The following is a 14,366-nucleotide window of genomic DNA, read 5'->3' as shown; positions in this document are numbered from 1 at the left end:
ATGCTTCTCTGGCTCGCACAATACTTCCAGGACTATATCGGTCCGCTGCGCGTGTTCAACTACATCACGTTCCGCGCGGTGTTCGCCACCATCACCGCGATCACGATCGGCCTGGTCGCAGGCCCCATCGTCATCCGCAAGCTGACCGAACTGAAGGTCGGCCAGGCGGTGCGCACCTATGGTCCGCAAAGCCACCTGACCAAGCACGGCACCCCGACCATGGGCGGCGTGCTGGTGCTGATCGCGATCGGCGTCTCGACCCTGCTGTGGTGCGACCTGTCGAACCGCCTGATCTGGCCGGTGCTGGTGGTGACCTTCGGCTTCGGCGCCGTCGGCTGGGTCGACGACTACCGCAAGGTCGTCTATAAAGACCCGGAAGGCATGCGCTCGGGCGAGAAATACTTCTGGATGTCGCTGATCGGCATCGCCTCGGCCCTGTACCTCGCGTTCTCGGTCTCGGCCGCCAACCCGTGGGAAGTGGCGCAGCTGTTCTATGCCTGGGTGCAGTCCGGCTTCTCGATGGACCTGCCGCCGAAGGCCGACCTGATCGTCCCGTTCTTCAAGACCATCAGCTATCCGCTTGGCGTGTGGGGCTTCATCGCGCTGACCTATTGCGTGATCGTGGGCGCCTCGAACGCGGTGAACTTCACCGACGGCCTCGATGGCCTGGCCATCATGCCGACCGTGATGGTGGGCGGCGCCCTGGGCCTGTTCGCCTACCTCACCGGCAGCGTGACCTATTCGAAGTACCTCCTGATCCCGTACATCCCGGGCGCGGGCGAGCTCCTGATCTTCTGCGGCGCGATGGCCGGCGCGGGCCTGGCGTTCCTGTGGTTTAACGCGCACCCGGCCCAGATGTTCATGGGCGACGTCGGCGCGCTGGCGCTGGGCGGCGCGCTCGGCACCATCGCCGTCATCGTGCGCCAGGAAATCGTGCTGTTCATCATGGGCGGCATCTTCGTGGCCGAGACCCTGTCGGTGATCATCCAGGTCAGCTGGTTCAAGTACACGAAGAAGCGCTACGGCACCGGACGCCGCGTGTTCCTGATGGCGCCGCTGCACCACCATTTCGAACAGAAGGGCTGGAAGGAGACCAAGGTCGTGGTCCGCTTCTGGATCGTGACCATGGTGCTGATCCTGGTTGGCCTGTCCACCCTGAAACTTCGTTGAAACCGCTGAGATGAACTACAACGGCAAACACGCATTGGTACTGGGCCTGGGCGAATCCGGGCTGGCGATGGCGCAATGGCTGGCGCGGGCCGGCGCACGCGTGCGCGTGGCCGATACGCGCGCCGAGCCGGCGCGCCTGCCGGCGCTGCGCGCCGCGGTGCCTGACGCCGAATTCGTCGCGGGAGACGCAGTTCAAGGCATATTCACCGCCGCGCTGCTCGATGGCGTCGACTTCGTCGCCGTCAGCCCGGGCCTGGCGCCCGGCCGCGAACTGGTCGAGATCATTCCCGCCGCCCAGGAACGCCGCATTCCGGTGTGGGGCGAGATCGAGCTGTTCGCCCAGGCGCTGGCGCACCTGCGGGAAACCAGCGGCTATGCGCCCAAGGTCATCGCGATCACCGGCACCAACGGCAAGACCACGGTGACCAGCCTGACCGGCCTGCTGTGCCGCCGCGCGGGCCTCACCACCCGCGTGGCCGGCAACATCAGCCCGGCCGCGCTGGACGTGCTGAGGGAAAGCATCGACGCCGGCGCGTTGCCGCAGGCCTGGGTGCTGGAACTGTCCAGCTTCCAGCTGCACACCACGTTCAGCCTGCAGGCCGACGCCGCCACGGTGCTGAACCTGAGCCAGGACCACCTGGACTGGCACGGCAGCATGGACGCCTATGCGGCGGACAAGGCGCGCATCTTCGGCCCCGACACCATCCGCGTGCTGAATCGCGACGACGCGCGCGTAATGCGCATGACCGCCGTCGATACCCCGTCCTTCACCTTCGGCACCGGCGAGCCGGTGGAAGCCGACAGCTTCGGCCTGCTCGAAGAGCGCGGCGTGCTGTGGCTGGCCAACGCCGTGCCGGGCGAGGACGCCGGGAAGAAACGCAGGAAAAACGAGCCGCCGGAGCCGGTCGAGGTCATCGTCAACCGCCTGATGCCGGCCGACGCATTGAAGATCCGCGGCCTGCACAATGCCGCCAACGCGCTGGCCGCGCTGGCCCTGTGCCGCGCCTGCGGCCTGCCGCTGGCGCCGCTGCTGCACGGCCTGCGCGAGTACGCGGGCGAGCCGCACCGCGTCGAACTGGTCGCCACCATCGACGGCGTCGACTACTACGACGACAGCAAGGGCACCAACGTCGGCGCCACGGTGGCCGCCCTGAGCGGCCTGGGCAAGGCATTCACCGGCGCGGACCAGCAGATCCTCCTGATCGCCGGCGGCGACGGCAAGGGCCAGGACTTTTCGCCGCTGGCGCAGCCGGTAGCAAGCCACGTGCGCGCCGTGCTGCTGATCGGCCGCGATGCGCCCGCGGTACGCGCGGCGATCGAGCCGACCGGCGTGCCGGCCTTCGACCTGGACGACCTGCCGCAGGCGGTGCGCCGCGCCGCCGGCCTGGCGCGCGCTGGTGACGCCGTGCTGCTGTCGCCGGCCTGCGCCAGCCTCGACATGTTCACCAATTATGCGCACCGCGCCCAGGTGTTCGTCGACACCGTGCGCGAGATCGCATTGGACAAGGGGCAGGAGATCTGATGGCCTTCCAGATTCCGTTCAAGTTCTCCGGAACCGCCTCCGACGCCACGATAGACGGCCGCAGCAAGCCGTCGAAGATGATGGACTACGACCAGCCGCTGGTCTGGGTCACGCTCCTGTTGATGCTGCTCGGGATGGTGATGGTGTATTCGGCGTCGATCGCGCTGCCCGATTCACCCAAGTTCCGCTATCTTGGCGACCGCAACGAATACTTCCTGTACCGCCAGGCGATGTACATCATCGTCTCGATGGCCGCGGCCGCGGTCGTGTTCCGGGTGCCGATCGCGATGTGGCAGAAGTACGCGCCGATGCTGTTCATCGGCACCCTGGTCTTGCTGGTGCTGGTCTTGATTCCCGGCCTGGGCGTGTCTGTCAACGGCGCGCGGCGCTGGCTGTCGCTAGGGGTCATGAACCTGCAGCCGTCCGAGATCATGAAGATCGCGGTGGTGCTGTACGCGGCCGACTTCACGGTGAGGAAGCAAGAGTACATGCACAAGCTCACCAAGGGCTTCTTGCCGATGATGGTCGCGATCGGCCTGGTCGGCGCCTTGCTGCTGCTCGAGCCCGACCTGGGCGCCTTCGGCGTGATCGTCTGCATCGCCATGGGCATCCTGTTCCTGGGCGGGATCAATATCGTCTGGTTCGGCGGCATCGGCGCGCTGCTGGTGGTGATCTTCAGCGCGATCATCGCGCTGTCGCCGTTCCGCCGCGCGCGCATGTTCGCCTACCTCGACCCGTGGGAAGAGGGCAACGCGCTGGACAAGGCCTATCAGTTGACGCACTCGCTGATCGCCTTCGGGCGCGGCGAATTCTTCGGCGTGGGGCTGGGCGCCTCGGTCGAGAAGCTGCACTACCTGCCGGAAGCGCACACCGACTTCATCATGGCCGTGATCGGCGAAGAGCTGGGCCTGGTCGGCGTGCTGGTGGTGGTGGCCATGTTCTACTGGCTGGTCAAGCGCGCCTTCGACATCGGCCGCCAGGCGATCGCCCTGGACCAGACCTTCGCCGGCCTGGCCGCGAAGGGCATCGGCATCTGGATCGGCGTGCAGACCTTCATCAATATGGGCGTGAACCTGGGCCTGTTGCCGACCAAGGGGCTGACCTTGCCCCTGATGAGCTTTGGCGGCTCGGGCGTCATGTTCAACTGCATTGGCCTGGCGATCCTGCTGCGGATCGACTACGAGAACCGGGTGCGCATGCGCGGAGGCCGCACATGACGCGTCAAACGACCAGGCGCCTGATGATCATGGCGGCCGGCACCGGCGGCCACATCTTCCCCGGCATCGCGATCGCGCAGACCATGCGCGCGCGCGGCTGGGAAGTGAGCTGGCTGGGCACGGCCCACGGCATGGAAACCGAGCTGGTGCCGAAGGCCGGCATCCCGATGGACACCATCGACTTCGCCGGCCTGCGCGGCAAGGGCCTGGGCCACGCCGTCAAGGGCGCCTTCAGGATGGCGGCCAGCTTCCTCACCTGCCGCCGCTATCTGGCAAACCGCCGGCCCGACGTGGTGCTGGGCATGGGCGGCTACGTCACCGTGCCGGGCGGATTGACCGCGCGCGTGCGCGGCATCCCGTTGGCGCTGGTGAACGCCGACGCCGCGCTGCTGTTGTCGAACAAGACGCTGGCGCCGGTCGCGCAGCGCGTGCTGTTCGGGTTCCCGGCGGACTTCGGCAAGGCGGCCGGCAAGGCGGTGGTCACCGGCAATCCGGTGCGCCGGCAGATCCTCGACCTGCCCCTGCCTGGCGCACGCTTCGCCGGCCGCAGCGGCCCCTTGCGGGTGCTGGTGGTGGGCGGCAGCCTGGGGGCGAAAGTCCTGAACGACAGCGTGCCGGCGGCGCTGGCCCTGATCGACCCGGCCACCCGTCCGATCGTGACCCACCAGTCGGGCAAGAAGAATATCGATGCGCTGCGCGCGGCTTATTTGCAGGCCGGTGTCAACGCAAACGTGGTCGACTTCATTGATGACATGGCCGCTGCCTACGCGAACGCCGACCTCGTGATCTGCCGCGCCGGCGCGATCACGGTGTCCGAGCTGACCGCGGCCGGGGTAGCCAGCGTGCTGGTGCCGTTCGTCGCCAGCACCACCAGCCACCAGCGCGACAACGCGGTGTGGATGGACAGGCAAGGCGCGGCGCTGCACCTGGCGCAGGGCGAACTGAATCCGCAGCGGCTGGCGAGCCTGCTGCAAGACACGACGCGCGAGCGTTGCCTGGCGATGGCCCAGGCGGCGCACGGCGTGGGCAAGCGCGACGCCAACGAGGCGATCGCGCGCGAACTCGAACAACTGGTAGAAGCGGGCAGGGCATAGAACGAACATGAAACACAAGATCAAGAACATACACTTCGTCGGCATCGGCGGCAGCGGCATGAGCGGCATCGCCGAGGTGCTGCTCAACCTCGGCTACCAGGTGTCGGGCTCGGACCTGGGCAGCAATGCCGCTACCCAGCGCCTGGCGGGCCTGGGCGCGATCGTGCACCTGGGCCACCAGGCCGGGAACGTGAGCGGGGCCGACGTCGTCGTCACCTCGACCGCCGTCAACGAAGCCAATCCTGAAGTGGTGTTCGCCCGCACGCACAAGATCCCGGTGGTGCCGCGCGCCATCATGCTCGGTGAGCTGATGCGCCTGAAGCGCGGCATCGCGATCGCCGGCACCCACGGCAAGACCACCACCACCAGCCTGGTGGCCTCGGTGCTGGCCGCCGGCGGGATGGACCCGACCTTCGTCATCGGCGGGCGCCTGACGGCCGCCGGCGCCAATGCCGGCCTGGGCACCGGCGAATACATCGTGGCCGAGGCCGACGAATCGGACGCCTCGTTCCTGAACCTGTCGCCGATGATCGAGGTGATCACCAATATCGACGCCGACCACATGGACACCTACGAGCACGACTTCGAGAAGCTCAAGGCCGCGTTCGTGAACTTCACCCATCGCCTGCCGTTCTACGGCCGCGTGATGCTGTGCATCGACGACCAGCACGTGCGCGCCATCCTGCCGCAGGTGACCAAGCCGGTGACCACCTATGGCTTCTGCGAGGAAGCCGAGGTGCGCGCGCTGGACGCCTATGCCGAAGGCACGCAGATGCACTTCACGGTGCGCCAGGACGGCTACCCGGACACCAAGTTCGTGCTGAACCAGCCCGGCATGCACAACGTCCTGAACGCCTGCTCGGCGATCGCGATCGCGCGCGAGATCGGCATCGAGGACACCGCCACCGCCCAGGGCCTGCTGGAGTTTCGCGGCGTCGGCCGCCGCTTCACGCGCTATGGCGAGGTCGCGCTGCCGGCCGGCGGCAGTTTCACCCTGGTCGACGACTTCGGCCACCACCCGGTCGAGACCGAGGTGACGCTCAGCGCCGCGCGCGCGGCCTACCCGGGCCGGCGCCTGGTGCTGGCCTTCCAGCCGCACCGCTACAGCCGCACGCGCGACCTGTTCGAGGATTTCGTGAAAGTGCTGGTCACTCCCGACGTGCTGCTGCTGGCCGAGGTGTATCCGGCCGGCGAGGCGCCGATCGTGGCCGCCGACGGCCGCGCGCTGGCGCGCGCGCTGCGCACCTCGGGCAAGCTCGAGCCGATTTTCGTGGAGGCGATCGCCGACATGCCGGCCGCCATCCTCAACGTGGTGCGTGACGGCGACGTCGTGCTGACCATGGGCGCCGGCTCGATCAGCGGCGTTCCCAACCAACTGACCAATGCGAAAGGCTGAATCGTGACCACCACCCCAACTCTTGACGCAGCGGCTTTCGGCAAGGTCGGCGTGCTGTTCGGCGGACGTTCCGCCGAGCGCGAGATCTCGCTCATTTCCGGCGCCGGCGTGCTGCAGGCCCTGAAAAGCCGCGGCATCGACGCCCATGCCTTCGACCCGGGCACGCAAAGCCTGGCCGAACTGGCCGCGCAAGGATTCGATCGCGTGTTCATCGCGCTGCACGGCCGCTACGGCGAGGACGGCAGCCTGCAGGGCGCTCTCGAGCTGCTCGGCATTCCGTATACCGGCAGCGGCGTGATGGCCTCCAGCGTCGGCATGGACAAGATCACCACCAAGAAGATCTGGCTGCAAGAGAAGGTGCCGACCCCGCGCTACGTGACCATCGACGCCGACACCGACCTCGATGCGGTGGTGGCCGAGCTGGGCCTGCCGCTGATCGTCAAGCCGCCGCTCGAAGGCTCGAGCATCGGCATCACCAAGGTGACGCAAGCCGACCAGCTGAAGGACGCGGTCGCGCTGGTGACCGGCATGGACGAATCGGTGCTGGCCGAGGAATTCGTCACCGGGCGCGAGTTCACCGTGGCCGTGCTGGGTCATGGCGCCTCGGCGCGCGCGCTGCCGATCGTCGAGATCGTGGCCCCGGAAGGCAAGTACGACTACCAGAACAAGTACTTCACCGACGACACTGTGTATCACTGCCCGGCGCCGCTCCCGGAGGAGCTGACCCAGGAAATCCAGCGCCACGCGGTGAACGCCTACCGCGCGCTGGGCTGCGAGGGCTGGGGCCGGATCGACGTGCTGGTGCGCGACAGCGATATGCGTCCCTTCCTGCTGGAGGTGAACACCTCGCCCGGCATGACGACCCACTCGCTGGTGCCGATGGCGGCGCGCGCGGTGGGCATCGGCTACGAAGACCTGTGCGTCGAGATCCTGCGCTCGGCGCGGCTCAAGATGGGCCAGAAGGCAAAGGGATAACGCGCGATGTGGCATGACGTCCGGGCCCTCAACGCAACCGCCAGTTTCCTGACGGCGGTGACGGTGCTCGCCGCCCTGGTATCGGGCGTATGGTGGCTGTCGCAACGGCCGATGTTCGCGCTCGGTTCGGTGACGGTGGAGAGCATGTACGGGATCGACTTGAAGCATGTCAACGAACTGACCGTGCGCAACGGCGTGCTCGGCAAGATCCGCGGCAACTTCTTCACCGCCGACCTGGAACAGGTGCGCGCCACCTTCGAGACCGTGCCCTGGGTGCGCCGCGCCACCGTGCGCCGCGAGTGGCCCAATGCGCTGGTGGTCGAGGTCGAGGAACACGAAGCGCTCGGCACCTGGGGCGAGGACGGCCGCCTGTTGTCGGTGAAGGGCGACGTGTTCACCGCCAACGTGGCCGAGACCGAGGATGAACAGGGACTGCCGGCCTTCGACGGCCCGGTCGGCAGCGAGAAGGAAGTGCTGGCCCGCTTCAACGAACTGCGCACCGCGTTCGCGCAGGTCGAGCTGGTGCCGCAGGAGCTGTCGCTGTCCAACCGGTATGCCTGGACCGTAAGGCTGGACAACGGCATGAGCGTCGCACTGGGACGCGAGCAGGACCGCAACACGCTGAAGAGGCGCGTGCAGCGCCTGGTCGGCGTCTACCCGCAGCTGGTGGCCCGGCTGCAGGAAGGCCGTATCGACACGATCGACATGCGCTATCCGAACGGACTGGCCCTGTCGTCGGCGGCGCTCACGGTGCCGGCGGATGCGACGAAGCCGGTCAAGGCGGCCAAGAAGCCCAAGGAAGCACCAGCAAGCAAGCAAGCAACACCCAATAAAACAACCAAGCAAATCTGAGCAGGCGAACAGCAATGACAAAAGACGCGAAAAACCTGATCGTCGGCCTCGACATCGGCACCTCCAAGGTGGTGGCGGTGGTCGCCGAAGTGATGTCCGACGGACGCCACGAAGTGATCGGGCTCGGTCAGCACGAGTCGAGAGGATTGAAGAAGGGCGTGGTCGTCAATATCGAGGCCACGGTCGAATCGATCCAGCGCGCGCTCGAGGAAGCCGAGCTGATGGCGGACTGCAAGATCCGCAACGTCTACGCTGGCATCGCCGGCAGCCATATCCGCTCGTTCAATTCGAGCGGGATGGTGGCGATCAAGGACAAGGAAGTGACTGCCACCGACGTGGCGCGCGTGATCGAGACCGCCAAGGCGGTCAACATCCCGACCGACCAGCAACTGTTGCACACCGTGCCACAGGAATTTATCGTCGACAACCAGGAAGACGTGCGCGAGCCGATCGGCATGAGCGGCATCCGCCTGGAAGTGCGGGTGCACATCGTCACCGGTGCGGTGTCGGCGGTTCAAAATATTGTAAAGTGCGTGCGCCGTTGCGGGCTCGAGGTCTCGGACCTGATCCTGCAACCGATGGCGTCCGCCGACGCGGTGCTGACCGTCGACGAAAAAGAATTGGGCGTGGTCCTGATCGACATCGGCGGCGGCACCACCGACATCGCGGTGTTTTCGGACGGCGCGATTCGCCATACGGCGGTCATCCCGATCGCCGGCGACCAGATCACCAGTGATATCGCAATGGCCTTGCGCACGCCGACCGGCGAGGCGGAGGACATCAAGATCCGCTACGGCGTGGCCAAGCAGGTACTGGCCGATCCGGGCGAGACGCTCGAAGTGCCAGGTCTCGGCGACCGCGGCCCCCGCGCATTGTCGCGCCAGGCCCTCGCAGCCGTGATCGAGCCTCGGGTGGAAGAACTGTTCGCCATGGTCCACCAGGCCGTGCGCGAATCCGGCTACGAAGGCGTGCTGTCCTCGGGCATCGTCCTGACGGGCGGCAGCTCGATCATGCCGGGCATGATCGAGATGGCGGAAGACATCTTCCTCAAGCCCACGCGCCTCGGCACGCCGGACTATCGGGGCCAGCTGGCCGACGTGGTACGCAGCCCGCGCTATGCGACGGTGCTCGGCCTGTTGCTCGAAGCGAAGAAACAGTACCTGCGCGGACATATCGTCACGCGCCAGGACGGGTCGGTGAAGGCAGTCTGGCAGCGAATGAAGGAATGGATAGCCGGGAACTTCTGATTCACGCGCAAATAAAGCACTTGGTAACAATTTAGGTAGCGAAAATTCATCACGGGTTACAGGTTTTTACATACAATCGCAGTTACCGGTTTGAGGCAGCGATCCAATCACGCCAAGGCCTCTTCCCTGGAACCGCATTCTGAAAATTAGGGAGTCATCATGGAGTTCGATATGGTCGATAACGCAGCACTGGGAACCGTGATCAAGGTCGTTGGCGTCGGCGGCGCCGGCGGCAACGCGGTTCAGCACATGATCAACAAAGGTGTGTCCGGTGTCGAGTTCATTGCCGCAAACACGGACGCGCAGGCCCTGGCGGTTTCGGGCGCCAACAACATCATCCAGATCGGCGACTCCGGCCTGGGCGCGGGGATGCGTCCCGAAGTCGGCCGCCAGCTGGCCGAGCAGTCGCGCTCGCGCATCGAGGACGCCCTGCGCGGCGCCCACATGGTCTTCATCGCCGCCGGCATGGGCGGCGGCACCGGCACCGGCGCCGCGCCGATCGTGGCCGAAGTGGCCAAGACGATGGGCGCCCTGACCGTGGCCGTGGTCTCCAAGCCGTTCTCGTACGAAGGCCAGAAGTGCATGGACGTGGCCGAGGAAGGCCTCGAAGAACTGACCAAGCACGTCGACTCCCTGATCGTCATCCTCAACGAAAAACTGGAAGACATCTACGAAGACGAATCGATGCTCGACTGGATGAAGCACGCCGACGACGTGCTCAACAACGCGGTGGCCGGCATCGCCGAGATCATCAACGTGCCGGGCCATATCAACGTCGACTTCAACGACGTCAAGACCATCATGGGCGAGCAGGGCAAGGCCATGATGGGCACCGCGACCGCCGCCGGCGTCGACCGCGCGCGCATCGCGGCCGAACAGGCCGTCGCTTCGCCGCTGCTGGACGGCATCGACCTGTCGGGCGCCAAGGGCGTGCTGGTCAACGTGACCGCCAGCCGTGGCCTGAAGGGCAAGGAGATCAAGGAAGTCATGGCCGCCGTGCGCGCCTTCGCGGCGCCGGACGCCTCGATCGCCCAGGGCATCGCCTACGACGACGCGATGGGCGACGAGATCCGCGTGACCGTGGTCGCGACGGGCCTGGGCAAGAACAAGAAGTCGATCCAGCTGGTCCAGCCGCAGCAGCAGCTGCGCACCGGCACCTACGATGCGCCGGTGATGCAGGGCGCCGCGGCCGTCGCCGGCGGCCTGACCGCGGGCAAGGCCAGTGCCGACGCCCTGGGCGGCATGAAGCAGCCGGCCGTGTGGCGCCGCGAGCAGGCATCCGAGCAGGTGCAGGCGATGCAGCGCAACGGCGTCGAGACCTACGATATTCCGGCGTTCCTGCGCAAGCAGGCCGACTGATCCGGTCTGCAGTTCGCGATGAAGAGGCCAGCGCAAGCTGGCCTTTTTGTTTGGCGCAGCGCCAAAGTCAACCATGGCCCCGCCCTCAATCCGTCGTACCCGCGAAGGCGGGTACCCAAGGCCGATGGGTCGTGCCGGCGTTCGATTGTCGTGGCGGCGCTGAACACTTGGGTACCCGCCTTCGCGGGTACGACGTGCAGAAGCCGCAGGTCGCAAGTTGTCGTCTTCGCCAGCGCACCCACTGCAGATCGGCGATAATGGCAGGATTCACAAAACATCAACAGGAGAACAGACATGACCATCCAGATCGGCGACCGCCTGCCGGAAGGCACCCTCGCGGAATTCATCGAGAACGAGACCGCGGGCTGCAGCCTGGGCCCGAACACCTTCCAGGTGGCGGACCTGGTCAAGGGCAAGAAGATCGTGATCTTCGGCCTGCCGGGCGCGTTCACCCCGGGCTGCTCGGTGCAGCACGTGCCGGGCTTCGTCAAGCATGCCGACGAGATCCGCGCCAAGGGCGTCGACGAAATCTGGTGCATCTCGGTCAATGACGCTTTCGTGATGGGCGCCTGGGGCCGCGACCAGAAGGCCACCGGCATCGTGCGCATGATGGCCGACGGCAACGCCACCTTCACCAAGGCGCTGGGCCTGGACAACGATTATTCGGCGCACGGCATGGGCACGCGCTCGAAGCGCTATTCGATGCTGGTCGAGGATGGCGTGGTCAAGACCCTGGACATCGACGCCAAGGGCATCGACGCCTCGAGCGCCGAATCGATGCTGCAGAAACTCGGCTGATTCGCGAGCGGATTCACCCCCGATAAAACGGCGCCGCGGCGCCGCTTTCTTCTTGTGATCTCCTTATGATCATCAATACCGAAACCCCCGACCAGCCCGAGGTGCGGGCGCTGCTGGAACAGCTCGACGCCTATTGCGCGGCGCTGTACCCGGCCGAGAGCAACCACCTGCTGGACATGGATGCGCTGCTGGCCGGCGACGTGCTGTTCCTGGTGGCGCGCGACATCGACGGCGCGGCGGTCGGCTGCGTGGCCCTGGTCAACCGCGGCGCCTATGGTGAAGTCAAGCGCATGGTCGTGGACGAGGCGCGCCGCGGGCAGGGCACGGGGAAGCAGCTGCTGGAACACCTGGCGATGTTCGCGCGCATGTCGGGCCTGGCCGTGCTGAAGCTCGAAACCGGCATTCACCAGCCGGCGGCGATCGCGCTGTACGAAGGTTTCGGCTTCAGCCGCTGCGCGCCGTTTGGCGGCTACCGGCCCGACCCCTTGAGCCTGTTCATGGAGAAGCGTCTGTGACCGGGTTGGCAACGGCGCGCGGCCGCAACCTGTACAGTATCCAGGCGATGCTGCTCGCCGTCTTCATGTTCGCCCTGATGGACACGGCGATGAAGCTGCTCGCGGCGCGCTATCCGGCGCTGCAGGTGGCGGCGCTGCGCGCCATGTGTTCGTTGCCGCTGGTCGCCGCCTACGTGGCCTGGCGCGGCGCCTTCACGGGCGTGTTCCAGGTGCGCTGGTCGATGCATCTGCTGCGCGCCCTGCTGGGCATCCTGATGCTGGCCTTGTTCGCCTTCGGCCTCAAGAAGCTGTCGCTGGCCGAAGCCTATGCGATCTTCTTCATCGCGCCGGCCCTGATCACCGCGCTGTCGGTGCTGTTGTTGAAAGAACGCGTCGACCTGGCGCGCTGGCTCGCCATCGGCGTGGGATTGTGCGGCGTACTGGTGGTGCTGCGTCCCAGCGGCGCGGGCTTTCTCACCATCGGCGGCCTGGCGGTGCTGGGGTCCGCCGCCTGCTATGCGGTGTCGGCGATCACGGTGCGGGTCCTGGCGCGCACCGACCGCAGCGAGCACACGGTGTTCTGGCTGATCGTCATGATCGCGGCGGGCGCCGGCCTGCTGGCGGCGCCGGGCTGGGTGCCGCTGCCCGCCAGCGAGATTCCGCTGCTGTGCGGCCTGGCGGTGTCGGGCTTCATCGGCCAGCTGGCGATCACCGAGGCGTTTTCGCGCGGCGAGGCCTCGAGCGTGGCGCCGTTCGAGTATTCGGCCCTGGCCTGGGGCGTGGGCCTGGACTGGCTGCTGTGGCGGGCGCTGCCCGACGGCTGGACCATCGTGGGCGCGGCCATCATCATCGGCAGCGGCCTGTATCTGATCCGCCACGAAAAAGACCACGTCGAGGCGGAACACCCTTAGAGCCTATCCCGGTAGGTGGGGGGAAGCTCATGGTGACATGCGCGTAGGCGATGCATGGCGGGCGTGAGCAAGGCGCGAGGAGGCCGCATGGCGAGCCACGGGTTTGCCACTGCGCGACGATCAACGCCGCGCACGCCCGTCAGGCGCGCCAGGAGCGACTCCCACCTACCGGGATAGGCTCTTGGTCGCGGGGCCGCTGTCGCGACCGCGCCACCCTGGGCCCCGCCAATCGCGGGGGCGGCAGCGCCGCTGTAAGCGCTGGGCTATAATCGGTCCATGCTGAAACAACGAACCATCAAGGAACTGGTCCGCACCACGGGTGTCGGCCTGCACTCGGGCCGCAAGGTCGAGCTGACCCTGCGTCCGGCCGCGCCCGACACGGGCATCGTGTTCCGCCGCGTCGACATGGACCCGATCGTGTCCATCCCGATTTCCGCCTACATGGTCGGCGACACCCGCATGGCCTCGGTGCTGGTCAAGGACGAGGCCCGCGTCTCGACCGTCGAGCACGTGATGTCGGCCTGCGCCGGCCTGGGGCTGGACAACCTGATCATCGACGTGACGGCCGAGGAAATCCCGATCATGGACGGCTCGGCATCGTCCTTCGTGTTCCTGATGCAGCAGGCCGGCGTCGAAGAGCAGGCGCCGCTGCGCAAGTTCATCCGCGTGCTCGAGGACGTCGAGGTGCGCCAGGGTAGCGGCGCCAACGAGAAATGGGCGCGCCTGTCGCCGCACGACGGCTACAAGCTCGACTTCTTCATCGAATTCAACCATCCGGCGGTGGACGGCACCATGCAGCGCGCCACCGTCGATTTCGGCGACATCACCTATGTGCGCGACGTGGCGCGCGCGCGCACCTTCGGCTTCATGCAGGACGTGGAAAGCCTGCGCGGCATGGGCCTGGCGCGCGGCGGCTCGTTCGAGAACGCGATCGTGATGGACGAGTACCGCATCCTGAACACCGACGGCCTGCGCTACGACGACGAATTCGTGCGTCACAAGATCCTGGACGCGATCGGCGACCTGTACCTGATCGGCCATCCGCTGCTGGCCAGCTATACCGCGCATAAATCGGGCCATGCGCTCAACAACGAGTTGCTGCGCACGCTGCTGTCCCGGCCCGACGCCTATGAGATCGTCACCTTCGACGACCTGGGCACGGCGCCGCCGTCCTATGTACGGCAGATGACGCGGGAGTGGGCGCAGAGCTGACTTGATTGGCTGTTCCTGGGCCCTGGATTCCCGCCTCGCGCGGGAATGACGTGCCAAGGCAAGGGGCCGGCCTTCAATGTATCAGCTTGCTACTGGCGGTAAAACCGTCGTTCCCGCGT

At 66.6% G+C, this 14,366-nt stretch carries 13 protein-coding genes; all 13 read left to right on the top strand.

All coding sequences use genetic code 11. The features are described 5' to 3' along the window. The 13 genes from mraY (at position 1) to lpxC (ending at position 14,247) form a co-directional block, all read left to right on the top strand. Positions 1 to 1,170 carry a phospho-N-acetylmuramoyl-pentapeptide-transferase gene (gene mraY, locus ACZ9AQ_RS14600; RefSeq protein ID WP_005668232.1) on the top strand — a complete coding sequence of 390 codons (1,170 nt, stop codon included), beginning with the start codon at positions 1 to 3 and terminating at the stop codon, positions 1,168 to 1,170. 10 nt (positions 1,171 to 1,180) lie between these two features. Continuing rightward, complete coding sequence (gene murD / locus ACZ9AQ_RS14595) at positions 1,181 to 2,692, top strand: UDP-N-acetylmuramoyl-L-alanine--D-glutamate ligase (RefSeq protein WP_429204072.1); 1,512 nt, start codon at positions 1,181 to 1,183, stop codon at positions 2,690 to 2,692. Further along, the gene (ftsW, locus tag ACZ9AQ_RS14590) at positions 2,692 to 3,909 is read left to right on the top strand and encodes a putative lipid II flippase FtsW (protein ID WP_429204074.1); all 1,218 of its coding nucleotides are present in this window, start codon (positions 2,692 to 2,694) and stop codon (positions 3,907 to 3,909) included. Before murD ends, ftsW begins: the two co-directional genes overlap by 1 nt. Next, on the top strand, positions 3,906 to 5,003 hold the full coding sequence (gene murG, locus ACZ9AQ_RS14585; protein WP_429204076.1) for an undecaprenyldiphospho-muramoylpentapeptide beta-N-acetylglucosaminyltransferase: 1,098 nt from the start codon (positions 3,906 to 3,908) through the stop codon (positions 5,001 to 5,003). Before ftsW ends, murG begins: the two co-directional genes overlap by 4 nt. A gap of 7 nt (positions 5,004 to 5,010) precedes the next feature. Then, positions 5,011 to 6,399 (top strand): UDP-N-acetylmuramate--L-alanine ligase, encoded by a 1,389-nt coding sequence (gene murC / locus ACZ9AQ_RS14580; protein WP_429204078.1) that lies wholly within the window; start codon positions 5,011 to 5,013, stop codon positions 6,397 to 6,399. A gap of 3 nt (positions 6,400 to 6,402) precedes the next feature. Then, positions 6,403 to 7,374 (top strand): D-alanine--D-alanine ligase, encoded by a 972-nt coding sequence (locus ACZ9AQ_RS14575; protein WP_429204080.1) that lies wholly within the window; start codon positions 6,403 to 6,405, stop codon positions 7,372 to 7,374. 6 nt (positions 7,375 to 7,380) lie between these two features. After that, on the top strand, positions 7,381 to 8,226 hold the full coding sequence (locus ACZ9AQ_RS14570) for a cell division protein FtsQ/DivIB (protein WP_429204082.1): 846 nt from the start codon (positions 7,381 to 7,383) through the stop codon (positions 8,224 to 8,226). 14 nt (positions 8,227 to 8,240) lie between these two features. Next, positions 8,241 to 9,473, top strand: coding sequence for a cell division protein FtsA (gene ftsA / locus ACZ9AQ_RS14565; protein ID WP_429204084.1), 1,233 nt, complete (start codon positions 8,241 to 8,243; stop codon positions 9,471 to 9,473). 159 nt (positions 9,474 to 9,632) lie between these two features. After that, a complete protein-coding gene (gene ftsZ, locus ACZ9AQ_RS14560; RefSeq protein ID WP_429204086.1) occupies positions 9,633 to 10,832 on the top strand; it encodes a cell division protein FtsZ in 1,200 nt (399 codons plus the stop codon). A gap of 294 nt (positions 10,833 to 11,126) precedes the next feature. Beyond that, positions 11,127 to 11,630 (top strand): peroxiredoxin, encoded by a 504-nt coding sequence (locus tag ACZ9AQ_RS14555; RefSeq protein WP_429204088.1) that lies wholly within the window; start codon positions 11,127 to 11,129, stop codon positions 11,628 to 11,630. A gap of 65 nt (positions 11,631 to 11,695) precedes the next feature. Continuing rightward, on the top strand, positions 11,696 to 12,145 hold the full coding sequence (locus tag ACZ9AQ_RS14550) for a GNAT family N-acetyltransferase (protein WP_429204090.1): 450 nt from the start codon (positions 11,696 to 11,698) through the stop codon (positions 12,143 to 12,145). Positions 12,146 to 12,192: 47 nt separating this feature from the next. Next, positions 12,193 to 13,035 carry a DMT family transporter gene (locus ACZ9AQ_RS14545; protein WP_429204230.1) on the top strand — a complete coding sequence of 281 codons (843 nt, stop codon included), beginning with the start codon at positions 12,193 to 12,195 and terminating at the stop codon, positions 13,033 to 13,035. 276 nt (positions 13,036 to 13,311) lie between these two features. Continuing rightward, entirely contained in the window at positions 13,312 to 14,247 is a 936-nt protein-coding gene (gene lpxC, locus ACZ9AQ_RS14540; RefSeq protein ID WP_429204092.1) for a UDP-3-O-acyl-N-acetylglucosamine deacetylase, read from the top strand. Positions 14,248 to 14,366: the final 119 nt, after the last annotated feature.

The organism is Massilia sp. UYP34 (assembly GCF_056279385.1).
Note: the sequence above shows the minus strand (reverse complement) of the source record. Positions and strands in the feature narration are given on the sequence as shown.